This is a genomic window from Ruegeria sp. BE3 (assembly GCF_056538865.1).
Map to the genome: position 1 here is coordinate 30,430 of NZ_JBQFTW010000004.1, position 26,212 is coordinate 56,641.

Below are 26,212 nucleotides of genomic sequence, written 5' to 3' on the forward strand. Positions count from 1 at the left end.
TCAGCCTCCTACGCTCCAACGGGCGAACGCGCCCCAGAACCAGTCGAATTTCGCCGCAAAGGCCACGAACACCACCCATACCAGCGAGAACGGCAGGAACACTTTCCAACCCAGCCGCATCAGTTGGTCATAGCGGTAGCGGGGCGTGATCGCCTTGACCATCGCGAAGAGGAAGAAGAAGAACGCCATCTTGGCGACCATCCACAGCACGCCATCGGGCAGACCGGGGATTGGCGACAGCCAGCCGCCGAAGAACAGCAGCGTGGTCAGCGCGCACATCAGGAAGATGGCGATGTATTCACCGGCCATGAACAGCAGGAAGGGTGTGGCCGAGTATTCGACCTGATAGCCTGCGACCAGTTCCGATTCCGCCTCGGGCAGATCAAACGGCGGGCGGTTCGTTTCCGCCAAAGCCGAGATGAAGAACAGGAAAACCATCGGAAAATGCGGTAGCCAGTACCAGCTGAAGAAGCCGAAACGACCGTCCTGAGCCTCGACAATGTGGCCAAAATTCATCGAACCCGTCGAGATGATCACACCGATGATGATCAAACCAATGGAAACCTCATAGGAAATCATCTGCGCGGCCGAGCGCAACGAACCCAGAAACGGATACTTTGAGTTCGACGCCCAACCGCCCATAATCACTCCATAAACTTCCAGCGAGGATACGGCGAAGACATAGAGAATTGCGACGTTGATATCCGACAGAACCCAACCGTCGTTGAAGGGGATCACCGCCCAAGCGATCATCGCCAGAACAAAGGACGTCAGCGGCGCGAGGATGAAAACTGTCCGATCCGCACCAGCAGGGATAACGACCTCTTTCACCACATATTTCAGCGCGTCCGCCACCGATTGCAGCAGACCGTAGACGCCCACCACATTGGGGCCGCGGCGCATCTGGACAGCGGCCCAGATCTTGCGGTCTCCGTACACGAGGAACAACAGCGAGATCATTACGAAGGCCACAACAGCAAGCACTTGCGCCAGAATGATGATGGCTATTCCGCCTGGGGTGTTAAAGAAATCTGCCATTGGTCCTCACACCGTGGGTATTCCGTTTTCCGCGTGCGATGCAAAGGCCAGATGCCTGCGCAATCTGCGGCTGGGTCGGCGCGTTGGTGTAAACAGCATCTGCCGCCATTGCGCCACCCTTAATCTTGGGTTTCACACACAAATCAGGCGCGGCGAACTGCCACCCAGCCGCCGCGTTTGTCTGTGATATGAAACAGGTTGGGTTCATTCTGCCGCAATCTTCTCGGATTTGCGGGACTGCGCCTGCGCCGAAAGCTCGGCCATCAGTTGCGAGGCGCGCGCGATCGGATTGGTCAGGTAGAAATCCTTAATCGCATAGCGGAAAGTGGCCTTGCCCAACGGGCCAGCCTCCAGCGCCTGAACTTCGTTCTCGATCACTTCATCAATCTGGGCCAGGTGCGGAACCGCCTCAATCAGAGCCGTGCGCAGTTGTGCCAGTGAGTCATAGGGCAGCGTCGCGCCCAATTCAGCAGACAAGGCCCGCAGGATCGCCCAGTTTTCCTTGGCTTCACCCGGTGCGAAGCCTGCACGCATGGCCAGTTGCGGACGACCTTCGGTGTTCACGAACAGGCCGTTTTCCTCGGTATAGGCGGCGCCCGGCAGGATCACGTCAGCGCGGTGGGCACCCCGATCACCGTGGCTGCCTTGATAGATCACGAAGGCACTCTCGCCGATCTCAACCTCATCCGCACCAAGGTTGTAGATCACATCAGCCGCACTCACGGCGTCCATACCGCCTTCGTTTGTCGCATCTACCTCCATCGCACCGACACGCGAAGCGGCAGTGTGCAGGATGATCAGACCACTATCTGTATTCGTTGCGATGGTTTGCGCGGCGGCCAGAACCGCAGCGCCATCGGCCTCTTGCAGCGCGCCCTGACCAACGATGACCAACGACGACTTGCCTTTGATCTCATCATCGCCCCCCATGTCGACGACTTTTTGCAGCGCAGCGCGATCGTCACCCATATGATGATACGCATAGGTCAAATCGACGGGAGGCCCAACCAAAGCCACTTCGGCCCCATGCGCCCATGCCTTACGGATACGCGCGTTCAGAACCGGAGCCTCATCACGCGGGTTGGTGCCGATCAGCAGAATACGCTCGGCGCTATCAATGTCCTCGATAGCAGCAGTCCCGGCATAGGCCCCGCGATTACCAGCAGGCAGCTTGGCACCATCAGTCCGGCATTCAACAACACCGCCCTGCCCTTCGATCATCTGTTTCAGCGCAAAGGCAGCCTCAACCGGAGCCAGGTCACCCACGATACCGGCGAGTTTCTCGGCACCTTTCAGCGCCTCCGCGGCTTTGGTCAGCGCCTCAGGCCAAGTCGCGGGCCGCAACTTGCCGTTCTCGCGGACGTAGGGCCGATCCAGTCGCTGACGACGCAGCCCATCCCAGACAAAGCGGGTCTTGTCGCTGATCCATTCCTCGTTCACACCGTCATGGTTACGCGGCAAAAAGCGCATAACTTCACGCCCCTTGGTATCCACGCGGATGTTCGAGCCCAATGCGTCCATCACATCGATGGACTCAGTCTTGGTCAGCTCCCATGGACGGGCGGTAAAGGCGTAGGGCTTGGACGTCAGCGCCCCAACCGGACACAAGTCGATAATGTTGCCTTGCAGGTTCGAATCGAGCGTCTGGTTCAGATACGACGTGATCTCAGCATCCTCACCACGACCGGTCTGACCCATTTGGGTGATCCCGGCCACCTCGGTGGTAAACCGCACGCAGCGGGTGCAGGAGATACAACGGGTCATCGCAGTACCGACCAACGGCCCCAGATCCAGATCATCGACCGCGCGCTTGGCTTCCTTGAAGCGCGTGCCGGACAGGCCATAGGCCATCGCCTGATCCTGCAGGTCGCATTCACCGCCCTGATCGCAGATCGGGCAGTCCAGCGGGTGGTTGATCAACAGAAATTCCATCACCCCTTCGCGGGCCTTCTTGACCATGGGAGAGTTCGTCTTGACCACCGGAGGTTGGCCCTCAGGCCCTGGGCGCAGATCACGCACCTGCATCGCGCAAGAGGCCGCCGGTTTCGGCGGGCCACCAACGACCTCCACCAGACACATCCGGCAGTTCCCGGCAATCGACAAACGCTCATGATAGCAGAAGCGCGGCACCTCGACCCCGGCCTGTTCACAAGCCTGGATCAGGGTCATCGCCCCATCGACTTCAATTTCTTGCCCGTCGATATTGATCTTGCGGAGGTCAGACATGGTCTAGTTCGCCCTCAAATACACGCCAATGGCGCTGTTTCTTTCGATTTCTTTCTTGCCCAACGTGCAGAAAGAATTGGGATTTTCATAGGATACGCCGTTCTGCGCCAGATACGCTTCGCCCTTGGCGCGCATCCGGTCCTTTTCGGCATCCGAATCCACGTAGGCGCGGATTTCACCGTCCGAATATCCCAGTTTGTTTGCTTTGGACCTCAAGCCCCACATCACCCCGATCGCCTTCATCCGGCGCCCGCTGATCGACGAGCAATATTCGGAAATCTCGTTTGCGATTGCGATGTAGTAGAGTTCGTTGTCGATCTCTTTGACTTCGCGCAAAGGCGGCTTCGCCTCGGCGGCAATAGGGACAACCAGTGCTGTGGCCAGCGCAAGCTTCTTCAGAACAGACATGGATTTTCCTTTCGTCTTGGGTTTCCCAAGACGCACCCCGTCTGATGCGCTAGTCAATAACGCCACGCGACCCGCGTCGTGATATCCGATAACACGAATCATGGACGCTGACACGTTCCTGCAAAAGTCAGCTTGTCCTTCTCGATCCGCAGCTTCTGCGGCTCTGTATCCGGGCCTACCGCCCAGTCGATGCGCGACGACCCGAAATTCTGCACGCAGTATTTGGTGCCCTCAAATCGCCCAGCCTCGCGCGCGCCGTCCACAGAAGCAGAGACGCCATTCACCGTGACCGTGAAATCGGTCGGAGACACGCGTTTGTTGACCGGCTTGGCCTTGGCGTTAAAGAACTGTCCGTCAAAGGCCACTCGATTGGCCCGAGAAGGAGCCTCACCGCAAGCCGACACAACCGTCGCTGCAGCCAAAAAAAAGATCAGGGATCGTTTCACGCGCATCTTTTCCCCCATCAATACGTCATCACAAACGTGACAGCGTGCAAGTATTCGACAGCCTGCCCCATTATGATCACTCCGCCGCCATCGCGCCCATACGGCCCGACTTCTGGGCTTTGATGCGATCTTCGATCTCTTCCCGGAAGTTGCGGATCAGGCCCTGGATCGGCCACGCCGCCGCGTCACCCAGCGCACAGATCGTATGCCCTTCGACCTGTTTGGTTACGTCGAACAGCATGTCGATCTCTTCGAGTTCGGCCTCGCCGCGCACCAATCGGTCCATCACACGCATCATCCAGCCGGTGCCTTCGCGGCACGGTGTACACTGACCGCAGCTTTCGTGCTTGTAGAACTTGGACAGTCGCCAGATCGCTTTGATGATATCGGTGGATTTGTCCATCACGATGACCGCAGCCGTGCCAAGACCCGAGCCCAGCTCACCGCGCAAATAGTCGAAATCCATGATCGCGTCGCGCATGTTTTCTCCACGCACACACGGCACGGACGAACCGCCCGGGATCACGGCCAGCAGATTATCCCAACCGCCGCGAATACCGCCACAATGGGTTTCGATCAGTTCTTCGAAGGAAATCGACATCGCCTCTTCGACGACGCACGGGTTGTTCACATGACCTGAGATCGCAAACAGCTTGGTGCCTGCGTTGTTCTGACGGCCAAAACCCGCAAACCAGTCCGCGCCACGGCGCAAGATGGTAGGAACAACGGCAATGGATTCCACATTGTTCACGGTGGTCGGGCAGCCATAAAGACCTGCCCCTGCCGGGAACGGCGGCTTCATCCTCGGCATCCCCTTCTTGCCCTCAAGGCTTTCGATCAGGGCGGTTTCTTCGCCGCAGATATAGGCCCCAGCCCCGTGATGCAGAAACAGGTCGAAATCCCATCCAGAGCCAGCCGCATTCTTGCCCAGCAAACCAGCGTCATAAGCTTCGTCAATTGCGGCCTGCAGCGCTTCGCGCTCGCGGATGTATTCACCGCGCAGGTAGATGTAGCAAGTGTGCGCATTCATCGCGAAGGACGCAATCAGGCACCCTTCGATCAGCGTATGCGGATCATGGCGCATGATCTCGCGGTCTTTGCAGGTGCCGGGCTCGGATTCATCCGCATTCACAACCAGATAGGCCGGACGTCCGTCACTTTCCTTGGGCATGAACGACCATTTCAGACCAGTCGGGAAGCCCGCACCGCCGCGGCCACGCAGACCTGAATCCTTCATCGTCTGGATGATCCAGTCCCGCCCGTTGCCGATCAGGCCAGCGGTGCCGTCCCAATGCCCGCGGGCCTGCGCGCCTTTCAGCGTGCGCTCATGCATCCCGTAGATGTTGGTAAAGATCCGGTCCTGATCCTTCAGCATCGCGTGTTACCTTCAGCTGTCCTGACGCATGCGCCAGAGTTGAAAAATGTTGACGCCCGCATAAATGAACCCTGCCAGAGCGGCAAAATCAAAAAGCAGCGCATAGCGGCCCGGCAATCCCAGTTGCGGACCGACAAAGGACATGGCAAGCCAAAGGATCATCGTCACCGCGATGACGATGCCGATATGGCGGCCCTTGCGGGCTATGGCCTGTTCCTTGTCCTTATCCATCTCATCCCGATGCCCTAAAGGGGCACCTGTTCTAGTCGTCGTATGTGCCATCTTCCTTGGCACGTTTGGCAAATTCTGTCTCTTCACCCGCTGCCAGCTTGGCCGCTTGTTCGATCCAACCGTCGCGTTCGATCCGGCCTTTGAATTTCAGCCGAGCATCAACCCAGGCCACCTGCTCGGGCGTCCATTTAGCGATCTGATCGTAGTGGAAAAAGCCCAAGCCGTTCAGCGTTTCTTCCAGTTTCGGCCCAACGCCTTTCAGCATCTTCAGATCATCCGGCTTACCATCGCGCGCATCGGTCAGGGTCTCGGGCTGATCTTCCTTAGCCGCCTTCGCCTCGGCGGCCTGTTTCACCGCAGGTTTCGCCGGGGCCGGAGCCTTAGGCGGTTTCGGTGCAGCTTTGGTTGCCGCCGCCTTGCCGTCTTTGCCCAGCCAAGGTGTCAGGATTGGTACCTCGGTGCCGTCGATGCGCTTGACCGTATCGCCCAGATCGGAAGCGAGTTGAACACTAGCGTTATACTGCGTTCTGCCACTGTCATAATTCGTCAGACTGGTCAGCCCTTTCAGGGGCTCAGCCGCATAGCGCCCGTTTTGCGGACCCGGGGTCGGTACTTTGCCAGCGACCAGATCATCGATGACCTTACCAAAACTCTCGGCAGTCAGGTCCTCGTAGTAATCCTTGCCGATCTGAGCCATAGGCGCATTGGTGCAGGATCCAAGGCATTCCACCTCTTCCCAACTCAGCTTGCCATCAGCAGAAAGTTGATGCGGCTTGGCGGCAATCTTTTCTTTGCAGACCGCAATCAGATCCTCGGCCCCACAGATCATGCAGGAGGTCGTCCCACAGACCTGAATATGCGCCACAGACCCAACCGGTTGTAGCTGGAACATGAAGTAGAACGAGGCCACCTCAAGCACGCGAATGTAAGCCATGCCCAGCATATCAGCCACAGATTCAATCGCCGGACGGCTCAGCCAGCCCTCCTGCTCCTGCGCGCGCCACAGCAGCGGGATCACCGCGCTGGCCTGACGGCCTTCGGGGTATTTGGTGAGCTGCGCTTCGGCCCATTGCTGGTTTGCAGCGGTGAAGGCGAAACTATCGGGTTGTTCGGGATGAAGACGGCGGAGCATTAGCGGTCAATCTCTCCAAATACGACGTCCATGGTGCCGATGATGGCGGCGACGTCGGCCAGTTGGTGCCCTCCGGCGACGTGGTCCATGGCTTGCAGGTGCAGGAAGCCCGGCGCGCGCAATTTGGCGCGGTAGGGTTTGTTGGTTCCGTCGGCGACCAGATAAACGCCGAACTCGCCCTTGGGGGCTTCGACGGCGGCGTAGACCTCGCCTGCGGGGACGTGGAAGCCTTCGGTGTAGAGCTTGAAGTGATGGATCAGGCTTTCCATCGAGGTCTTCATGTCCGAGCGTTTCGGCGGGGTGATCTTGCCGCGCGCCAGAACGTCTCCGGGACATTCGCGGATTTTGGTGATGGCCTGACGGATGATCAGCAGCGACTGGCGCATCTCTTCCATGCGTACGAGGTAGCGATCATAGCAGTCGCCGTTTTTACCAACGGGGATCTGGAATTCGAACTCGTCATAGCATTCATAGGGCTGCGCGCGGCGCAAGTCCCATGCCAGGCCTGACCCACGCACCATGACGCCCGAGAAGCCGTATTTCTGAATGTCATCCTCGGTCACGACCCCGATATCGGCGTTACGCTGTTTGAAGATGCGGTTTTCGGTCAGCAGACCGTCGATGTCGTCCAGAACGGCGGGGAATTCGTGGCTCCACACCTCGATATCGTCCAGCAGTTCCGGCGGCAGGTCCTGATGAACGCCACCGGGGCGGAAATAGGCGGCGTGCAGGCGGGCACCACAGGCACGCTCATAGAACACCATCAGCTTTTCGCGTTCCTCGAAACCCCACAAAGGAGGTGTCAGCGCGCCCACATCCATTGCCTGAGTCGTCACGTTCAGCAGATGGTTCAGAATGCGGCCAATCTCGGAATACAAAACGCGGATCAGAGAGCCCCGGCGCGGCACTTCCACTCCGGTCAGTTTTTCGATGGCCAGACACCAGGCATGTTCCTGGTTCATCGGCGCCACATAATCCAGACGGTCGAAATACGGCAGGTTCTGCAGATACGTCCGGCTTTCCATCAGCTTTTCGGTGCCACGGTGCAGCAGGCCGATATGCGGGTCGCAACGCTCGACGATCTCGCCGTCCAGTTCGAGTACCAAACGCAAAACCCCGTGCGCCGCAGGGTGTTGCGGGCCGAAGTTGATGTTGAAGTTGCGGATCTTCTGTTCTCCGCTCAGCGCATCCGTGCTGCCGTCATCATATCTTGAGCCGTCCATCAACGCCCTCGTTTCTTTTTCGCTTCGGCCCGAACCCGGACCTTTTCCGCTTCAGCCGCCTTGGCAGCGGCACCGGCCAGCAGAACACCCAGCGCCCCAAGCGCGATCAGTTCCCCAAGCCCCATCAACGGCGCTCCATCTCTTGTAGTTTCATGGCCATGATCCAGATCAGGATCAGCGTTCCGATCGGTATGACGCAGGCGACGACCCAGTATTTCTCGATCCCGAAATGCGGTAGCAGTTTCAGCATCGGGATAATCGTGGCAACCGTGACGGCAATCCAGATCAGGAACTCCATGACTTACGACTCCTGCTTCTCATCCCCCGGAAGAATGTAGTTCGCACCTTCCCACGGAGACATGAAATCGAATTGACGGTATTCCTGCACCAGCGAGACAGGCTCATAGACCACGCGCTTTTGCGCCTCGTCATAGCGAACCTCGGTATAGCCGGTGGTCGGAAAATCCTTGCGCAGCGGGTAACCCCTGAAGCCATAATCCGTAAGGATACGCCGCAGGTCCGGGTGGCCCGAGAACAGGATGCCGAACATATCGAACACCTCACGCTCGAACCAGTTGGCCGAAGGATGGATGTCGACAATTGAAGGCACCATGTCATCCTCGCGGATCGAGACCCGCAAGCGGATACGCTGATTCTGGTACATCGACAGGAAGTGATAGACCACGTCGAACCGTTTGGCGCGCTCGGGATAATCAACTCCGGTGATATCGACCAGAGACGAGAACTTGCAGTTCTGGTCGGATTTCAGAAATTCGACAAATTCCACCAGATTCGACGGGGCAACATCCACGTTCAACTCGTCATAGGTCACGTCCCAGGACAGAACGCAATCTGCCCGCTTCAGTTCCAACTGCGCGCCGAGTTCCTTGAGTGCTTCGCTCATCTGCCCTCTCCTCAGCGTACGATGGTGCCGGTGCGGCGGATTTTGCGTTGCAGCTGCATCAGACCATAAAGCAGCGCCTCAGCGGTTGGAGGGCAGCCGGGTACGTATATGTCGACGGGCACAACGCGGTCGCACCCACGCACAACAGAATAGGAATAGTGGTAGTAGCCACCGCCATTGGCGCAGGACCCCATCGAGATCACATAGCGCGGCTCGGGCATCTGATCGTAGACCTTGCGCAGCGCAGGGGCCATCTTGTTGGTCAGGGTTCCGGCCACGATCATCACGTCCGACTGACGTGGGGAGGCGCGCGGAGCGATGCCAAACCGTTCCGCATCGTAACGCGGCATCGAAGTGTGCATCATCTCAACCGCGCAGCAGGCCAAACCAAAGGTCATCCAGTGCAATGACCCTGTCCGGGCCCAATTGATGATGTCCTCGGTCGAGGTCAGCAGGAACCCTTTGTCCTGCAACTCAGCATTCAGGGCCTGGGTGGCGACTTCCTTGTCGACGCCTGCGGTGTTTGCACCCGTCATCACTCCCATTCCAGGGCCCCCTTCTTCCATTCATAGGCAAAGCCGATGGTCAGCACCGCCAGGAACACCATCATCGACCAGAACCCAACATCGCTGATGTCCTTGAAGCCAACGGCCCAGGGAAACAGGAAGGCGATTTCCAGATCGAAGATGATGAAAAGAATCGAGACCAGATAGAATCGGACATCGAATTTCATCCGCGCATCGTCGAAGGCGTTGAAGCCACATTCATATGCGCTGACCTTTTCGGGGTCTGGATTGCGGACAGCCAGGACCACAGCAGCCAGAATCAGCACGATTCCAAGGCCCACGGCAACGGCCAGAAACACCAGAATCGGGAGGTACTCCCGCAGCAGGTCTTCCACGTATAGCTCCTTTCCTGCGCATGTCCCGGAAGGGTGCGCCGTCAATTGGCGATTTGACTGGACATTCTCTATCCCTGTGGGGTCAGAGGGTCAACCGAACAGAAACGCGCAGGCAGGCAATATTACCATTCCTCAACCGGCTATGGCTACGAAGGCTCTTCGATCCGCCTGACCGGTTAAACCTGTCTATTCCATACAGGTTTTCGCTTGTCGAAGAAGGCTGCGATTCCCTCTTTTGCTTCGTCGGTTTCCCAGCGCGCGACAAGCTGTTGAATGGTGTGATCAATCACAGCATCGTCAATGCGCGGCCCAAGCGACTGGATCATCTGCTTGGCCGAAGCGACTGCGCCCGGCGCGCAGGACAAATAAGGTTGGATTTCCGCCTCAACCGCGTCTGTTAGCGAGTCGGCGGGCACGGCGCGGGCCAGCAGGCCCAGTTCCACTGCTTCTGCGGCGTCGAACAGGCGAGCGGACATAAAGACACGCCGCGCCCGCGCTTCTCCCATGCGGGCAATGACATAGGGGCCGATCGTGGCTGGGATCAGGCCCAGACGGGTCTCGGTCAAACCCATCTTCAGGCCGTCCACTCCAATTGCCACATCACAGACCGAGGCCATCCCCACGCCGCCACCAAACGCATTACCCTGCAACGCGCCGATCAGGGGTTTGGGCAGCGTGTTCAGGGCGTTCAGCATCTCGGCCAGCTTGCGCGCCTCAACAAAGCGCGTCTCGGGATCGGCCGCCATTTGTGCCTGCATCCAGCCAAGATCACCGCCGGCGCAAAAGCTCTTGCCCGATGCGGCCAGAACGACCACCCGCACCGAGTCATCACTGGCCAATTGCCCGGTGGCCTGTGTCAGTTCTGCAATCATCTGCGCCGACAACGCGTTATGCTTCTCCGGACGATCCAGCGTCAGAGTGGCCACGCCGCGTTCGTCTGTTTTCAGAGTTATAGTCTCGAACATATCTTATTCCGTCCGCATTGCCCGCGCCATGTCCGCCGCCTGTTCCAGAACAGACGCATCCAGACCCGTCTCATATCCCAGCCGTTCCAGATGCGCAGCCACCGCTTCGGTCGCGACATTGCCTGCCGCTCCGGGCGCGTAGGGGCACCCCCCCAACCCGCCCACGGCGGCGTCAAACACCCGCACGCCCAGCGCCAGCGAGGCGTCGATATTATCAATCGCACGCCCGTTGGTGTCGTGGAAATGACCCGCAAGCCGAGTCACCGGCACCCGTTCACGAACTGCCAGCAACATATGCGCGATCTTGTCCGGGGTTCCCTGTCCAATCGTATCGCCCAGCGAAATCTCATAGCAGCCGTGGGCAAACAAGGCGTCTGCCACCTCGGCCACCTTCTCGGGAGGGGTTGGGCCGTCATACGGGCAATCGGTCACGCAAGAAACATACCCTCGAACCGGCAGATCGATGTGGCGCGCAGCCTCAAGGATCGGGACGAAGCGTTCGATGGACTCAGCAATGGTCGCATTGATGTTGGCTTTCGAGAACCCTTCGGACGCTGATGCAAACACCGCAATCTCATCTGCCTTGGCTGCCAAAGCATCCTCATATCCACGCATATTCGGCGTCAGCGCTGCATAGCGTACGCCCTCGGCCCGCGTGATCCCGGCCAGAACCGCACCGCTGCCTGCCATCTGTGGCACCCATTTCGGTGAGACAAAGCTTGCGACTTCAATCCGGTTAAACCCGGCGCGGCTGAGGCAATCGACCAAAGCCACCTTCTCGGCCACCGGGATCTCGCGCTTCTCGTTCTGAAGCCCATCCCTCGGCCCGACCTCGAATATCTCGACCCGTTCCTTCATCAGCGCGTCCCTCCCCGGCTTATTCTTGTTTCAAAGTAGGATATGACCCGACTGTGCCACGCAAGGCACGGGCCGAACAGATCAATCCTCGGCCAAGCGAACCAGCGCCGCGCCGGCCTCGACCTGAGCACCCGCCTCGGCCAGCACCTCGGCCACCACCCCATCTCGAGCAGCCAACAGAGAATGCTCCATCTTCATGGCCTCCAGAATGGCCAGACGATCGCCTTCCTTCACCGCCTGCCCTGCGGAGGCAAAGACGGCCTTGACCAAACCGGGCATCGGCGCTTCGATTACATTTGTATCGCCCGCGGCACTTGCATCGCGGTCCAGAGGGTCAACAATCTCGAACACCTGCCCGTAATCGTCGAACACGGTGATCTGGGACCCGGCAATAGCGACCTTGGGCATGGGTGTCCCATCAAGGACCCAGCCGTTTCGGCGCTGCGCGATCAGCTGCGCGCCCTCGACCTGCCAAATCTGCCGGTCCTGACTTTCGACCTGCACATCCAGATCAACGACCTCTCCATTCCGCAACAACTGCACCGCTCGATGCAGTGCCCCCCACAGGGTAAAGCCCGTCTCTGGATCCGTCTCGACCAGACCAAGCGCCGTCATCGCGGCAGCTACTGTCGAAACGTTATTCGTGCCGGCTTCTTTCACCAGTTCATCAAGGTCTCTACCGATGAGACCCGTATCCACGTCACCAGATGCAAACCCACTGTGACGCGTCAGAGCACCAAGAAATGCAAGGTTGGTCACTGTCCCGGCAACCTCGGTCCGGCGCAGGACGCGATGCAGGCTTTCTAAAGCAACCGCGCGGGTCGGGCCATGCACCACGACCTTGGCAATCATCGGATCGTACCAAGGGCTGATCGTATCCCCGGCCCGCACGCCACTATCGGCGCGGCAGCCTTCCGGGAAGCGCAGATGGGTCAGAGTACCCGTCGCTGGCAGAAAGCCCTTAGGCACGTCCTCGGCATAAAGCCGTGCTTCAAAGGCATGACCATTGATCGATAGATCATTCTGCTGTTTCGGCAGGCTCTCCCCCGCCGCCACGCGCAACTGCCACTCGACCAGATCAATGCCGGTGATCGCCTCAGTCACCGGATGTTCCACCTGCAGGCGCGTGTTCATCTCCATGAACCAGAACCGATCAGGCCGCAGCCCGTCCGAGGCATCGACTATGAACTCAACCGTGCCCGCGCCCTTATAGCCAATCGCCTCAGCCGCACGCACGCCCGCCTGCCCCATCGCCTCGCGCATCTCAACGGTCATGCCGGGGGCCGGGGCCTCTTCGATCACCTTCTGATGCCGCCGTTGCAACGAACAATCGCGTTCAAACAAATGCACTGCATGACTGCCGTCGCCGAACACCTGCACTTCGATATGGCGGGGCTTGGCGACAAATTTCTCGACCAACACAGCATCATTACCGAACGCCGTCTTCGCCTCACCGCGCGCGCTGTCCAAAGCAGCCGAGAAATCCTCGGGCTTCTCGACCAGCCGCATCCCCTTGCCGCCGCCACCTGCAACGGCCTTGATCAGGACGGGATAACCAATGGTATCCGCCGCCCCGGCCAGATGTTCGGGGTCCTGATTGTCGCCATGATAACCGGGCACCACAGGTACCCCCGCTTCCTCCATCAGTACCTTGGCCGCATCCTTCAAGCCCATCTTGCGGATCGCTCCTGCCGATGGCCCGATGAAGGTCAGACCGGCTGCTTCAACAGCGTCCACAAAGTCAGGATTCTCGGACAGAAAGCCATAGCCCGGATGGATCGCCTGTGCCCCCGTATCGAGCGCCACCTGAATGAGCACATCGCCCTTCAGATAACTCTCAGCCGGGGCCGCACCGCCAATATGTACAGCCTCATCCGCCATCTGCACATGCTTGGCCGAAGCGTCCGCATCGGAATAAACAGCCACGCAGGATACGCCCATCTTCTGAGCAGTTTCCATCACACGACAAGCAATCTCGCCCCGGTTGGCAATCAGGATTTTGTTGAACATAGCTTACCCCTCAGCCGCCAGATCTTCGACAAGGCGGAATCGTTCGCACAGCAATTCCATCTCTGGATCGAACCCGCCATTGCGCTCAAAATACCGGCGATGATCTTCGCGCCATCCCTCAAGCGTTTCGTTTTCACCCTCCGCCAATGCAAAATCTTCGGTCACATCGCAGTATCGACAGGTCGACACCTCGACCGTTTCGATCACCAAAGCCGGACGATCATCCCATTCCAACGCAATATCCCGTCGCCCAACGACCGGAGTGTCAACGCTGCCCTCTGGGTAGTCGCGCAAAGCACCACAGGTTGCCGTTTTCCGACCTGAACGCACCAACGACAACAACTCTGCACTCAGCGTTGCGCTGTCCCCAAACTTGAAGGTCTGCGCGCCTGGATAGCGGACCATGACATCATTCAATGAAACGCTCATCTTACATCCTGAACACGCCGAAACGTGTCTCCTCGATCGGGGCGTTCAGCGCGGCGTTGAGTGACAGGGCCAGCACGTCGCGCGATTTACGGGGGTCGATGATGCCATCGTCCCAGAGACGGGCCGAGGCATAGAGCGGATGCGACTGCTCCTCGAACATCTCCAGCGTTGGGCGTTTGAACTCGGCCTCTTCTTCGGTTGACCAAGTGCCGCCCTGCCGCTCGATCCCGTCGCGTTTGACGGTGGCCAGAACGCCCGCCGCCTGCTCGCCGCCCATCACCGATATCCGAGAATTCGGCCAGGTCCACAGAAACCGCGGCTGGTACGCGCGACCTGCCATTCCGTAGTTTCCAGCCCCGAATGAGCCACCAACAAGCATCGTTATCTTGGGAACCGAAGTCGTCGCCACCGCCGTCACCATCTTGGCGCCATGCCGCGCGATGCCTTCGTTTTCGTATTTGCGACCGACCATGAATCCGGTGATGTTTTGCAGGAATACCAGCGGTATGCGACGCTGCGAGCACAGCTCAACAAAATGCGCGCCCTTCTGCGCGGCCTCGGAAAACAGCACGCCATTGTTGGCGATGATTCCGACTGGACAGCCTTTGACATGGGCAAAGCCCGTGACAAGCGTCTCGCCAAAGCGCGGCTTGAATTCATCGAACCGAGAGCCATCAACCAAACGCGCAATCACCTCACGGATGTCATAGGGCGTGCGTAGGTCGGCGGGGACGACGCCAAGGATTTCCTCGGGGTCATAGGCCGGGTCTTCGGGGCTGGCCCAATCCACCGTCTGCGGCTTGCGCAGGTTCAAGGACCCGACCGCACGACGGGCCAGAGCCAGCGCATGGGCATCATCTTCGGCCAGATAATCCGCCACACCAGACAGGCGGGTGTGGACGTCACCTCCGCCCAAATCCTCGGAGCTAACAACCTCTCCGGTTGCCGCTTTCACCAGAGGCGGTCCGGCCAGAAAGATCGTGCCTTGCTCTTTCACGATGATCGTCACATCCGACATCGCGGGTACGTAAGCCCCGCCCGCCGTGCATGAGCCCATCACCACAGCGATCTGAGGGATGCCCTTCGCGCTCATCCGCGCTTGATTGTAGAAGATGCGGCCAAAATGGTCGCGGTCGGGAAACACCTCATCCTGATTGGGCAGGTTCGCGCCGCCGCTATCGACCAGATAGATGCAAGGCAGATGGTTTTCCTCGGCAATCTCCTGCGCGCGGAGGTGTTTTTTGACGGTCATCGGGTAATAAGTGCCGCCCTTCACGGTGGCGTCGTTACAGACCACCATGACCTCGCGCCCTTGTACCCGACCAATCCCGGCAATCACTCCGGCAGAGGGCGCAGCATCGCCATACATCCCATGCGCCGCCGTCGCGCCGATTTCGAGGAACGGAGACCCCGGATCGAGCAGGTTCGCCACCCTACGCCGAGGCAGCATCTTGCCCCGAGATTCATGCCGCGCGCGGGATTTCTCACCGCCCCCCATGCGGGCGGCTTCGGCGGCGGCGGAGATTTGTGACAGCGCGTCGAGGTGGGCTGTACGGTTGGCCTTGAAGCCCTCTGAGGTGGGCATGGCTTTGGATGTGAGTTTCATTCTACTTCCGATCCTCCGGGCGCATCTGACAAGCGTTCAAGATCTCTGGCTACGCTCCATCGCACTACGATATTAATAGTCTCACACATAAACTCTGTCATTTGAGAGCAGTCTGGATCGAATTCATCATTTCTGAATTTCTCCAAACGACGCGGGTAAGACCATTTCTTAAAGCCGCTCAAACCCGCTACTTGATCTGGCAAGCCCTCCCCGATTTCTAGGGTCTTTGCCAGAAGATGAGCGTTTAACTTCTCTATACAAACACGCCGGTCCTCGGGTGAATGTCCAAGTTCGCAATAATCATATGCTGAAGACATACATCGAGTATCCATTTCGCCCGCTATGATGGTGCTGGAAAGCGCTGTGCAACCGTCAAACCAAGCAGGGACATCCAGCGTTTCTATCGTTTCCTCAGCAGTTAGCGAAGCGGCAGCGCCAAAGGACAATACACACAGTGTCAGAAGTCGCTTCATTCATGAACCTCCCCAGCCGCCCGCGCCTTTAATTCCTTGCGGATCACCTTACCCGTCACCGTCATCGGCAACTCGTCCAGAAACGCGACCTCACGCGGATAGGAATGCTGTGCCAGACGGTCCTTGACCCAATCCTGCAACTCCTGCTCCGCGGCCTCAACGCCCGGCTTCAACACCACATACGCCTTCACGATCTCAGTTCGCAGCGGGTCAGGTTTGCCGACCACGCCCACTGTCGCCACCGCCGGGTGGGTCAGCAGACAATCCTCGATCTCGGCGGGGCCGATGCGGTAGCCCGACGAAGTAATCACGTCGTCATCGCGGCCCACGAAGCGCAGATAGTTGCCCTCCCACTTGCCGCGGTCTCCGGTGATCAGCCAGTCGTCGCGGAACTTTTCTGCGGTGGCCTCAGGCCGGTTCCAGTATTCCAGAAGCATCGAGGCCGAGCCGCGCCGGATGGCAACATCGCCTTCCTCAGTCGTCGGATTGCCGTCAGAGTCGATCACCGCCACATCATGCCCCGGCACCGGCTTGCCGATACAGCCGGGCTGCACCGGGAAGTCCTCGGCGCAAGAAGACACGACCATATTGCACTCGGTCTGGCCATAAAACTCGTTGATCGTCAGGCCAAACGCCCGCTGCCCCCAAGCCAGCATCTCGGCCCCCAAAGGCTCTCCGCCCGAGGCGACGGAGCGCAAGCCGGGGACGCTCTGATCCACAGCCTTCAGCATGCGAAGCGCGGTTGGGGGAAAGAACACATTGCGCACCCCGCCTCGTGCGATGACCTCGGCGCAGGCTTCGGGGGTGAATTTGTCCAAGCGTGCAGCTACCACAGGAACTCCTAGCGCAAGCCCTGGCATCAGCACGTCGAACAGCCCTCCGATCCAGGCCCAGTCAGCGGGTGTCCACAGACAATCATCGTCTCGCAGATGGTTGTGACTGATCGAGACGCCCGGCAGGTGGCCCATTAGCACCCGGTGCCCGTGCAATGCGCCTTTGGGGCTGCCGGTGGTGCCGGACGTATAGATCAGCACCGCCGGATCCTCGGGCCCCGTATCTGCGAAGGGGACCGCCTCGCCCTGTTGCCCAATCTGATCGGCCAGCAGCGGCTGTGCCAGATCGCCCAGCAACGCGGCACCTTCGGCGTCCGTCAGGACAAGCCGCACGCCTGCATCGCCGACACGAGAGGCCAAGGCATCGCGCTTGAACAGTTTGAACAGCGGCACCGAAATCGCACCGATCTTCCAGATCGCAAGATGCGCTGCGGCGCACCAGGGTGATTGGCTAAGCAGCACCCCCACCCGCTCGACCGGTTGAACACGGTCTAGTAACACCCGGGCAATGCCATCTACCATTTCATGCAGATCGGCGACACGGATCGCGCGACTTTCGAATGCAGTCAGATCAAGGATGGCGACCCGGTCAGCGGGCTGGGACAAGCATTGGCGCGCCATGTTCAGCCGGTCGGGAAGCTCCCAGCTTTGATCAGAGCGCAGGCCCGGTATGACCTCAGCGGGACACATGCATATTTCTCTTTGTTTTGCAGTGATTTAGCGCCCCATCGGCCGACGCATAAATCACAGAAACTTGATGCAGATCAGAGTTCTGCGTCCGCGGAGTCATCACAACACGTGCATCAACAGAACCAAAGGCATGAATATGACAAAGAAACTCGCCGCTTTGACCCTTTCTACCGCATTTGTTGCGCTGGCTGCCCCGGCCTTCGCCCAATCCCAGGGCGACTGGACCGTTGGTGTCGGTGTCGGCTATCTGGATCCCAAATCCAACAACGGCTCTCTGGCCGGATTTGACGCCGATGTCGACTCGGACACCCGCCCGATCTTCACTGTCGAGTATTTCATCCAGGACAACCTCGGGATCGAACTGCTGGCCTCGACCCCCTACAAGCATGACGTCACCCTCGGCGGCAGCGTCGATGCGGGCAGCGTCAAACACCTGCCGCCCACCCTGTCGCTGAACTATCACTTCCCGACCAACAGCGCGTGGAAGCCTTATGTCGGCGCCGGTATGAACTACACCATCTTCTTCGAAGAAGATTCGCCCCTGGGCGATCTGGACCTGGACAATTCCTTCGGCGTCTCGCTGCAGGCCGGTCTGGATTACATGGTCACCGAAAAAGGTGCCATTCGCCTGAACGTGCGCTGGTTCGACATCGACTCGGACGTCAAACTTGACGGAGCCGATATTGGCACCGCAGAAATTGATCCCTGGCTGATCGGCGTTTCCTACGTCCATCGCTTCTGATCCAATCGTAAAAAGCCCCGCGGCTCACTGAATCGCGGGGTTTTCCGTCACAGCATCTCGTTCATCATTTCGCGACCGATCAGCATCCGGCGGATTTCGCTGGTACCTGCGCCAATCTCCATCAGTTTTGCGTCGCGGAAAATCCGACTGACCGGCGCATCCGACAGGAACCCGGCCCCGCCCAGCGCCTGCACGGCCTGATGCGCCTGCACCATCGCCTGCTCCGAGGCATAAAGACAGCACGCCGCCGCATCCTGACGGGTCACATCCCCTCGGTCGCAAGCCTTAGCGACCTCATAGACATAGGCGCGCGCCGAGTTCATTGCGGTATACATATCCGCAATCTTACCCTGCATCAGCTGGAATGATCCAATAGGCTTACCAAACTGTTTGCGTTCGGCCAGATAAGGCATGACCTCATCCAGGCAAGCGGCCATTATGCCCGTACCGATTCCGGCCAGAACGACGCGCTCGTAGTCAAGCCCGGACATCAGAACCGCGACGCCTTTGCCCTCTTCGCCCAGCACGTTTTCAAACGGCACTTCTACATCTTCAAAGATCAGCTCTGCCGTATTCGACCCTCGCATCCCCAGTTTGTCAAAATGGGGCGAGGTCGAGAATCCCTTCATCTCTTTCTCGATCAGAAAGGCGGTAATCCCCTTGGATCCTGCCTCCGGATCGGTCTTGGCATAAACAACCAGCGTGTCCGCATCCGGCCCGTTGGTGATCCAGTATTTGTTGCCGTTCAGTCGGTAGTGATCGTTGTGCTTCTCAGCACGCAGCTTCATCGACACCACATCCGACCCGGCTGAGGACTCAGACATAGCAAGCGCCCCTACATGATCGCCCGAGATCAGACGTGGCAGATATTTCTGTTTCTGCTCGTCATTCCCATTCAGCTTAATCTGATTCACGCAGAGGTTCGAATGCGCCCCGTAAGACAGAGACACCGAGGCCGAGGCCCGCGCCACTTCTTCCACCGCGATGGTATGCGCCAGATAGGACATCCCCGCCCCGCCATACTCTTCGGGCACAGTGACGCCCAGCAGCCCAAGCTCTCCCATCTCTTTCCACAGCTCATTCGGAAAGGCGTTCGAGGCGTCAATCTCAGCCGCCATCGGCTTCACGCGTTCCTGCGCCCAGCGGTGGACCATCTCACGCAGGGCATTCACATCCTCACCCAGATCGAATTGCATAGTGGCCATAAACATGCGGGGCTCCTCTAGCAGCGTTAATGAACAAGTGTTCAATAAACAGATAGCAGCGATTCCACGTCCGGTCAACGACGCCGCGCGGATCAACGCAAAACGCCGCCCAGCAAGGGCGGCGTTTTCATAAAAAACCGAGCGTGCGCTGAAAGCGCGCTCCGCTGGATTACGATTGATAAACCGCGCCCACCTCGGCCCGAATGATCCGCGCGATCAGGCGACAATCCTCCAGCGAGAACGTCAACGGAACACGCATATCCATGATCCCGGCCAGAATCCTGTCGCTCTTGGGCATCGGCGCACTGTCCGCATACCGCCAGCTGTCATAGCGCGAGGTAAAGCCCGAAGGTTCTGCCCCGCCAAACCACTTCAATTCGACCCCGCGTGCGGCGCAGCGGCGGGTGACTTCGGCAATGCGCTCCGGAGTCCAATCCAACAACAGAAACTGGATAGACGAGCCGACATAAGTTTCCCCGGCAGGACGCTCGACAACCGTAAGACCCGGTGTTTCGCGCAACCCACGCTCGATCTCATCATACCGTTCGTTCCAGCGTGCAACCTGGCGATCCAGCACCCGCAATTGAGGACGCAGGATTGCAGCACGCAGATTGTCCATACGGCCCGAAACGTTGGGTGTGGTGTATTTGATCTGCTCAAACACCTCCGGACCAGGCACGGCCAGATGGCGCTCATAGAGCATATATGACCCGGACAACATGGTAGCTTTTGCAGCCAGCTCCGGGTCATCCGTAACCAACAATCCGCCCTCGCCCGAGTTCACATGCTTATAGGTCTGGCACGAATAACAGCCGATTGCCCCTTGTCGCCCGGAGAGCTGACCCTGCCAGGCCGCCCCCATCGTATGCGCGCAATCCTCGATCACAATCACCCCGGCCGCGTTACACATCTGCATCAACCGATCCATATCGCACAGATGCCCACGCATATGGCTGAGCATCAGCACCCTGGCCTGATCCAGCTTGGCCTCAAGATCATCGAGATCAATGGTCAGTGCCTCAGTCACGCCGACAAAAATTGGTTTCGCCCCGACCGACGCAATAGCCCCCGGCACAGGGGCCAGCGTAAACGCGTTTGTCAAAACCGGATCACCCGGCCCGATCCCCACGGCCCGCAACGCGGTGGCCAAAGCGTAACCGCCCGATGAGACGGCCAAACAATATTTCGCCCCCATCTGAGCGGCAAATTCCTGTTCCAGCAATGCCGTCTCGCTTAATTCATCAGGCGCGACGTTATAGCGATGCAAGCGCCCATGGCGCATCACGGCCAATGCGGCCTCGATCGCTTCATCGGGGATAGGTTCCTGTTGGGTGAAACTGCCAGTGAAAATCTCGGTCATGGATTGGTTCTGAGGCCGAAATGATCAAGGGTCAAGAGATCACGCCGCCGCTCCGATCAAATCGGAAACCAGTTTCGGCAAATCATCAAAATGATGCAGCAGCGCCTCGGGCTCCAGCGTGGCCATATCCTCCCCGGAAGGGCCAAAAGTGACCAGCACCGAGGGCACACCTGCAGCGCGTGCGGTATTTCGGTCCGTATCTGAATCACCGATCAGAACGCAATGGTCCGGATGCCCCCCTGCGCGCCGTGCCGCTTCGCGCAGCGGCTCGGGATCGGGTTTGCGCACGGGCAGTGTGTCTGCCCCCACCAGCGAGGCGAATTTGTCCCGCACGCCCATTCGAGTCAGCAAGAGATCTGCGAGACCCTCGGGCTTGTTGGTGCAGATACCTACGCCATACCCCGCTTGCGACAGACGCTCGACAGCATCCAAAGCACCAGGATAGAACCGGGTGTGCGTGTCAATCGCTTCAGCATAAGCTTCAAGCAAGACCGGATAGTAAGCCAGAACTGTATCGTCGGCATAGGCTCCGACGCGCCTGAGCCCATGCGTCAGCATCATCCGCCCGCCCCGCAGGGCGACCCCGGCATCCTGCTCGTGAACCAGCACATCCCCATGCCCCATCTGCCGGAAACAGTGGTTGGCCGCTGCCAGCAGATCACCGGAGGTATCCGCCAAAGTCCCGTCCAGATCGAAGATCACCGTACGCATGTTGCCTCCTGCCTCAGCGGTTTTTCGCCGCCCCATGTTGCAAACGGCAATCTTGTTTGATGGCTGAACCGCTTGCGCCTTTGACCTCAGCGGATAAAACGGGGCGCAACAAAACACAAAGAGAAAACGATTTCATGACCACCGCCCTTGTCATTCTTGCCGCCGGGAAAGGCACAAGAATGAACTCTGACATTCCCAAAGTCCTGCACCCGATTGCACAGGTACCGATGCTGATCCACGCCATGCGCGCCGGAGCCGTCCTGTCGCCCGAACACACCGTGATCGTCACGGGCCACGGGGCCGAGGCTGTCTCGAAGGTTGCGAAGGCCGAAGACGAGACTGCACAGATCGCTGTGCAGGAAGAACAGCTTGGAACCGCACATGCAGTGGCGCAGGCGCGCAATGCGTTGGACGGGTTCGAGGGTGATGCGGTCGTGTTGTTCGGTGATACGCCTTTTCTGCAACCCGAGACGCTGGAGCGGATGATCGCTGCGAGGGCTGAGAATGATCTGGTCATTCTCGGCTTTGAGGCTGCCGATCCCGCACGGTATGGTCGTTTGGTGATGCAGGGCGATACGCTAGAGCGGATCGTCGAGTTCAAGGACGCGACAGATGAAGAGCGCACCATAACCTTTTGTAACTCGGGTCTTATGGCGTGTGATGCGCCAACGCTGTTTTCGTTGATCGATGCGGTGGGCAACGATAATGCTTCAAGCGAATACTACCTGACCGACGTGGTAGAAATCGCGCGCGACCGCGGCTTGCGCGTGACCGCAATCGCCTGCGATGAGGCACAAACGCTGGGCGTGAACTCTCGTGCCGACCTGGCGGCGGCGGATGCAATCTTTCAGGTGCAGGCGCGGGCCGATCTGTTGGATCTTGGCGTCACGCTGATGGCCCCCGAGACCGTATATCTTGCCGCAGATACCGTCATCGGGCGCGATGCCGTGATTGAACCACATGTTGTCTTCGGCCCAGGTGTCACCGTCGAAAGCGGTGCCACGATCCGCGCGTTTTCGCATCTGGAGGGCTGCCACGTCAGCCGAGGTGCCACTGTTGGCCCATATGCGCGCTTGCGCCCGGGAACCGAGTTGGCCGAAAACACCCGCATCGGCAATTTCGTCGAGATCAAGAATGCCGAGATCGCCGAGGGCGCGAAGGTCAATCACCTCAGCTATATCGGCGATGCCACGGTCGGGGCGGCAACAAATATCGGGGCCGGTACGATCACCTGCAACTATGACGGCGTGATGAAACACAAAACCACGATTGGCGAGAATGTGTTCATCGGCTCAAACACGATGCTGATCGCTCCGGTGTCGCTGGGCGACGGAGCGATGACCGCAACGGGAACCGTGGTGACCAAGGATGTCGAAACGGACGCACTGGCCGTTGCGCGCGCCAAGCAGGAAAACAAGCCCGGCTATGCCCGTAAATTGTTTGATATGTTGAGGGCGAAGAAAGCGCGCCGCGACAAAGGAGCCTGATTTATGTGTGGAATTGTTGGTGTTCTGGGCAGTCACGAAGCAGCCCCCATTCTGGTCGAGGCGCTGAAACGGCTGGAATATCGCGGCTATGACAGCGCCGGGATTGCAACGGTCAATGATGGAACGCTTGGACGGCGCAGAGCTGTAGGCAAACTCGTCAATCTAAGCGACCTTTTGGTTCACGATCCCCTACCCGGCAAATCCGGAATCGGTCATACCCGCTGGGCTACGCATGGTGCGCCTTCGATCAGCAACGCGCATCCGCATCAGGCCGGACCTGTCGCTGTTGTGCATAATGGCATTGTCGAGAATTATCGCGAACTGCGCGCAGAATTGGCCGAACACAGCATCGGCTTTCAAACGGAAACCGACACGGAAACCGTCGCCTTGATGACCGAGCACTACATGTCACAAGGTTTGAACCCGGTTGACGCTGCTTATAAAACGATTGATCGGCTTGAGGGCGCATTTGCGCTCGCCTTCTTGTTCAACGGACAGGACGATCTGATTGTCGCTGCCCGAAAGGGATCGCCTTTGGCCATCGGGCATGGAGATGGTGAGATGTATGTGGGCTCGGACGCGATTGCCCTGGCGCCGCTGACTGATCGCATCACCTATCTGGAAGAAGGCGACCGGGCGGTGCTAACCCGCACATCGCTTGAAATCCGCAACGAAGCTGGTGAGATCGCCAATCGCGAGATGCGCCAGATCAAGGTGGATCAGTCGCGCGCTGACAAAGCCGGGCACAAGCACTATATGGCCAAGGAAATCGCCGAACAGCCGGTTGTGGTAGCCGAGGCGATCCGGTCGTATCTGCCGACTGGCGGCGACCAGGTGGTTCTGCCCGAAGAACTGGACTTCACCAAGCTCGACCGCCTGACCATGGTGGCCTGTGGCACCGCTTTCTATGCCTGCCTGACCGCCAAGTACTGGTTCGAACAACTGGCCAAAATGCCCGTCGAGGTCGATATCGCCAGCGAGTTTCGGTATCGCGAACCTCCGATCACCGACCGCACATTGGCGCTGTTTGTCAGCCAGTCGGGTGAGACCGCAGATACGCTCGCCGCGTTGCGCTATTGCGAAGGCAAGGCAGACAAGATCGTTTCTGTCGTCAACGTTCCTGAAAGCTCGATTGCGCGGGAAAGCGATATTACTCTACCGATTCACGCCGGTGTCGAGATCGGCGTTGCCTCGACCAAGGCCTTTACCTGTCAGCTGAGCATTTTGCTGATGCTGGCGCTCAAAGCCGCGGCGGATCGTGGTACTCTGAGCGACGAAGAACTGGCAGACCACGCAGCGGCGCTGCGCGGGCTGCCTTCGGTTCTGAATACCGCACTGGACGAAAATAGCGCCATCCGCAAATCAGCCCAACGCCTGTCCGAGGCGCGTGATGTGCTGTTTCTGGGGCGTGGCCTGATGTATCCGCTCGCCATGGAAGGCGCGCTAAAATTGAAGGAAATCAGCTATATACATGCTGAAGGTTATGCGTCAGGTGAACTCAAGCATGGACCCATCGCCCTGATCGACAAGCACATGCCAGTGGTGGTCATGGCCCCACGCGACACGGTGTTCGACAAAACCGTGTCCAACATGCAAGAGGTCATGGCACGCAAAGGCAAAGTCATTCTTGTGTCCGACGATGACGGCATCGCCGAAGCCGGAGATGAAGCCTGGAGCACGATCCGCATGCCGCATGTGCACCCGAGCCTTACGCCGATCCTCTATTCGGTTCCCGCACAATTGCTCGCCTATCATACTGCCGTCGCCAAGGGGACGGATGTGGATCAGCCGCGCAATCTGGCGAAATCCGTGACTGTCGAATGAGCGACGCTCTGCTAAAGACTCATCTGGATCAGATCAAAATCCATAGCGACCCAATGCGGGCGGCACAGGTGGCGGACTATCACAAGGCCGACCGCACCTATCTTGGCGTCGCTAACCCGATCCTGAATGATCTGACCAAAGGTTGGCGGCGCGAACTCGACGTGCCCGGACGGGTCGAGCTGGCATCGGCCCTTTGGCAAACCAACATACACGAGGCCCGCGTAGCCGCTGCAAAGCTGCTGACGCAAGCACGCATCCGCCCGGATGATGTCGTATGGGATCTGTTACAAAGCTGGCTACCCGATTTTGACGCATGGGCCATAGCGGACCATGCCTGCATGGCAATGCAAAAGCGGCTCGCTGCCGATCCTTCGCGGCTGGATCAAGTTGAAAACTGGACCCAGTCCGACCACATGTGGACCCGGCGCGCGGCGCTGGTCGCCACCTTGCCCTGGACCAAGCAAAACCACCCGAAGCCCGAGGAGCTGGCATGCCGAGACCGCGTGCTGAGCTGGGCCGCGAGATATGTGCCTGACCGGGACTGGTTCATTCAGAAAGCCATAGCCTGGTGGCTGCGCGAGCTTTCCAAGCATGACCCCAAACGCGTGACAGATTTCCTCGATCAGCACGGCGCAGCGATGAAACCTTTCGCCCGCAAAGAGGCCGGGAAATACCTTCAGTCTGAATAAACATCCAGCTCAACCAGCTCATCAAACGGGATCAGCAGGGCGCGCATCGCTTCAAGCGACAATCGTCCGCCGCCCCCCTCAGGCCCGGGCGCGGGTACAAGCGTCACATAGGCCTGCGCACCTGTCCGAGGCACAACAACGCGACCATTAATCTCGGTTTCAACCAAAGGTGTCTGCAGCCAGCGTCCCGGTGTGTTTGGGTCACCCAAACCTGCGATGGTACGTTTCGCACCAGCCCAGCCCGCATTGGCAACCACCTCGGTGGGTGCCGCTTCTACAGGTTCAGCAACGGCGGGTGCAGGCTCCGGCTCTGTCGGCGCACCTCCAAAAACCCGGTCGGTCGTGGACCGAACCGCATCACAGCCCGCGACAAGGCCACAAACCAATAGCAACGCATATCTCATGCTCAAACATCTAGAGCGCCGCACCGATCTGTGCCAGCCAAA

At 58.9% G+C, this 26,212-nt stretch carries 29 protein-coding genes; 4 read left to right on the top strand and 25 right to left on the bottom strand.

The window, feature by feature from the left end:
• The 20 genes from nuoH to ACR0AZ_RS11635 form a co-directional block, all read right to left on the bottom strand.
• On the bottom strand, positions 1-1,038 hold the full coding sequence (gene nuoH, locus ACR0AZ_RS11540) for an NADH-quinone oxidoreductase subunit NuoH (protein ID WP_480470301.1): 1,038 nt from the start codon (positions 1,036-1,038) through the stop codon (positions 1-3).
• 204 nt (positions 1,039-1,242) lie between these two features.
• Positions 1,243-3,264, bottom strand: coding sequence for an NADH-quinone oxidoreductase subunit NuoG (nuoG, locus tag ACR0AZ_RS11545; RefSeq protein ID WP_480470302.1), 2,022 nt, complete (start codon positions 3,262-3,264; stop codon positions 1,243-1,245).
• Between the two features lie 3 nt (positions 3,265-3,267).
• Positions 3,268-3,672 (bottom strand): DUF5333 domain-containing protein, encoded by a 405-nt coding sequence (locus ACR0AZ_RS11550; RefSeq protein WP_480470303.1) that lies wholly within the window; start codon positions 3,670-3,672, stop codon positions 3,268-3,270.
• A gap of 98 nt (positions 3,673-3,770) precedes the next feature.
• Positions 3,771-4,124, bottom strand: a complete 354-nt coding sequence (locus ACR0AZ_RS11555) for a hypothetical protein (protein WP_480470304.1) — start codon at positions 4,122-4,124, stop codon at positions 3,771-3,773.
• Between the two features lie 70 nt (positions 4,125-4,194).
• Positions 4,195-5,493 (bottom strand): NADH-quinone oxidoreductase subunit NuoF, encoded by a 1,299-nt coding sequence (gene nuoF, locus ACR0AZ_RS11560; protein ID WP_480470305.1) that lies wholly within the window; start codon positions 5,491-5,493, stop codon positions 4,195-4,197.
• Between the two features lie 12 nt (positions 5,494-5,505).
• Positions 5,506-5,724 (bottom strand): DUF5337 domain-containing protein, encoded by a 219-nt coding sequence (locus ACR0AZ_RS11565; RefSeq protein WP_480471911.1) that lies wholly within the window; start codon positions 5,722-5,724, stop codon positions 5,506-5,508.
• 31 nt (positions 5,725-5,755) lie between these two features.
• Positions 5,756-6,856: an NADH-quinone oxidoreductase subunit NuoE gene (gene nuoE, locus ACR0AZ_RS11570; protein WP_480667495.1), complete on the bottom strand. Its 1,101-nt coding sequence runs from the start codon at positions 6,854-6,856 to the stop codon at positions 5,756-5,758.
• Positions 6,856-8,079: an NADH-quinone oxidoreductase subunit D gene (locus ACR0AZ_RS11575; protein WP_480667496.1), complete on the bottom strand. Its 1,224-nt coding sequence runs from the start codon at positions 8,077-8,079 to the stop codon at positions 6,856-6,858. The genes nuoE and ACR0AZ_RS11575 overlap by 1 nt, the downstream gene beginning before the upstream one ends.
• Entirely contained in the window at positions 8,079-8,204 is a 126-nt protein-coding gene (locus tag ACR0AZ_RS11580) for a hypothetical protein (protein ID WP_010442774.1), read from the bottom strand. Before ACR0AZ_RS11580 ends, ACR0AZ_RS11575 begins: the two co-directional genes overlap by 1 nt.
• Entirely contained in the window at positions 8,204-8,377 is a 174-nt protein-coding gene (locus tag ACR0AZ_RS11585) for a hypothetical protein (RefSeq protein WP_170397057.1), read from the bottom strand. The genes ACR0AZ_RS11580 and ACR0AZ_RS11585 overlap by 1 nt, the downstream gene beginning before the upstream one ends.
• Positions 8,378-8,380: 3 nt before the next feature.
• Entirely contained in the window at positions 8,381-8,983 is a 603-nt protein-coding gene (locus tag ACR0AZ_RS11590; RefSeq protein WP_480470308.1) for an NADH-quinone oxidoreductase subunit C, read from the bottom strand.
• An 11-nt stretch (positions 8,984-8,994) separates the two neighbouring features.
• Entirely contained in the window at positions 8,995-9,528 is a 534-nt protein-coding gene (locus ACR0AZ_RS11595) for a NuoB/complex I 20 kDa subunit family protein (protein WP_010442777.1), read from the bottom strand.
• Entirely contained in the window at positions 9,519-9,884 is a 366-nt protein-coding gene (locus ACR0AZ_RS11600; protein WP_170325678.1) for an NADH-quinone oxidoreductase subunit A, read from the bottom strand. Before ACR0AZ_RS11600 ends, ACR0AZ_RS11595 begins: the two co-directional genes overlap by 10 nt.
• A 176-nt stretch (positions 9,885-10,060) precedes the next feature.
• Entirely contained in the window at positions 10,061-10,849 is a 789-nt protein-coding gene (locus ACR0AZ_RS11605) for a crotonase/enoyl-CoA hydratase family protein (protein ID WP_480470309.1), read from the bottom strand.
• A 3-nt stretch (positions 10,850-10,852) separates the two neighbouring features.
• Positions 10,853-11,707, bottom strand: a complete 855-nt coding sequence (locus ACR0AZ_RS11610) for a hydroxymethylglutaryl-CoA lyase (RefSeq protein WP_480470310.1) — start codon at positions 11,705-11,707, stop codon at positions 10,853-10,855.
• Positions 11,708-11,788: 81 nt separating this feature from the next.
• A complete protein-coding gene (locus tag ACR0AZ_RS11615) occupies positions 11,789-13,717 on the bottom strand; it encodes an acetyl/propionyl/methylcrotonyl-CoA carboxylase subunit alpha (RefSeq protein WP_480470311.1) in 1,929 nt (642 codons plus the stop codon).
• Positions 13,718-13,720: 3 nt separating this feature from the next.
• Positions 13,721-14,146: an ASCH domain-containing protein gene (locus tag ACR0AZ_RS11620; protein WP_480667497.1), complete on the bottom strand. Its 426-nt coding sequence runs from the start codon at positions 14,144-14,146 to the stop codon at positions 13,721-13,723.
• 1 nt (position 14,147) lies between these two features.
• Complete coding sequence (locus ACR0AZ_RS11625; protein ID WP_480667498.1) at positions 14,148-15,752, bottom strand: carboxyl transferase domain-containing protein; 1,605 nt, start codon at positions 15,750-15,752, stop codon at positions 14,148-14,150.
• Positions 15,749-16,225, bottom strand: a complete 477-nt coding sequence (locus tag ACR0AZ_RS11630; RefSeq protein ID WP_480667499.1) for a hypothetical protein — start codon at positions 16,223-16,225, stop codon at positions 15,749-15,751. The genes ACR0AZ_RS11625 and ACR0AZ_RS11630 overlap by 4 nt, the downstream gene beginning before the upstream one ends.
• A complete protein-coding gene (locus tag ACR0AZ_RS11635) occupies positions 16,222-17,748 on the bottom strand; it encodes an AMP-binding protein (RefSeq protein ID WP_480667500.1) in 1,527 nt (508 codons plus the stop codon). The genes ACR0AZ_RS11630 and ACR0AZ_RS11635 overlap by 4 nt, the downstream gene beginning before the upstream one ends.
• A gap of 136 nt (positions 17,749-17,884) precedes the next feature.
• Between ACR0AZ_RS11635 and ACR0AZ_RS11640 the strand changes: the two genes are divergently transcribed.
• Positions 17,885-18,490, top strand: a complete 606-nt coding sequence (locus ACR0AZ_RS11640) for an OmpW/AlkL family protein (RefSeq protein ID WP_480667501.1) — start codon at positions 17,885-17,887, stop codon at positions 18,488-18,490.
• A 47-nt stretch (positions 18,491-18,537) separates the two neighbouring features.
• Here the strand turns inward: ACR0AZ_RS11640 and ACR0AZ_RS11645 are convergent, their stop codons facing one another.
• The 4 genes from ACR0AZ_RS11645 to ACR0AZ_RS11660 all read right to left on the bottom strand — a co-directional run bounded on the left by ACR0AZ_RS11645 (position 18,538) and on the right by ACR0AZ_RS11660 (position 21,959).
• A complete protein-coding gene (locus ACR0AZ_RS11645) occupies positions 18,538-19,701 on the bottom strand; it encodes an isovaleryl-CoA dehydrogenase (RefSeq protein ID WP_480667502.1) in 1,164 nt (387 codons plus the stop codon).
• A gap of 163 nt (positions 19,702-19,864) precedes the next feature.
• On the bottom strand, positions 19,865-21,055 hold the full coding sequence (locus tag ACR0AZ_RS11650; RefSeq protein ID WP_480470318.1) for a DegT/DnrJ/EryC1/StrS family aminotransferase: 1,191 nt from the start codon (positions 21,053-21,055) through the stop codon (positions 19,865-19,867).
• 39 nt (positions 21,056-21,094) lie between these two features.
• A complete protein-coding gene (locus tag ACR0AZ_RS11655; protein WP_480470319.1) occupies positions 21,095-21,766 on the bottom strand; it encodes an HAD-IA family hydrolase in 672 nt (223 codons plus the stop codon).
• Between the two features lie 13 nt (positions 21,767-21,779).
• Positions 21,780-21,959 (bottom strand): hypothetical protein, encoded by a 180-nt coding sequence (locus ACR0AZ_RS11660; RefSeq protein ID WP_299945780.1) that lies wholly within the window; start codon positions 21,957-21,959, stop codon positions 21,780-21,782.
• On the opposite strand from ACR0AZ_RS11660, the gene glmU reads away from it, so the two are divergent.
• Genes glmU through ACR0AZ_RS11675 form a run of 3 tightly spaced genes read left to right on the top strand, consistent with a single transcriptional unit; the run spans position 21,901 to position 25,766 of the window.
• Complete coding sequence (gene glmU / locus ACR0AZ_RS11665; RefSeq protein WP_480667503.1) at positions 21,901-23,253, top strand: bifunctional UDP-N-acetylglucosamine diphosphorylase/glucosamine-1-phosphate N-acetyltransferase GlmU; 1,353 nt, start codon at positions 21,901-21,903, stop codon at positions 23,251-23,253. The two genes, ACR0AZ_RS11660 and glmU, sit on opposite strands and share 59 nt — an antisense overlap.
• Positions 23,254-23,256: 3 nt before the next feature.
• Positions 23,257-25,077, top strand: coding sequence for a glutamine--fructose-6-phosphate transaminase (isomerizing) (gene glmS / locus ACR0AZ_RS11670; RefSeq protein ID WP_480667504.1), 1,821 nt, complete (start codon positions 23,257-23,259; stop codon positions 25,075-25,077).
• Positions 25,074-25,766: a DNA alkylation repair protein gene (locus tag ACR0AZ_RS11675; protein ID WP_480470322.1), complete on the top strand. Its 693-nt coding sequence runs from the start codon at positions 25,074-25,076 to the stop codon at positions 25,764-25,766. The genes glmS and ACR0AZ_RS11675 overlap by 4 nt, the downstream gene beginning before the upstream one ends.
• Here the strand turns inward: ACR0AZ_RS11675 and ACR0AZ_RS11680 are convergent.
• Positions 25,754-26,170, bottom strand: coding sequence for a hypothetical protein (locus ACR0AZ_RS11680; RefSeq protein ID WP_480470323.1), 417 nt, complete (start codon positions 26,168-26,170; stop codon positions 25,754-25,756). The two genes, ACR0AZ_RS11675 and ACR0AZ_RS11680, sit on opposite strands and share 13 nt — an antisense overlap.
• Positions 26,171-26,212: the final 42 nt, after the last annotated feature.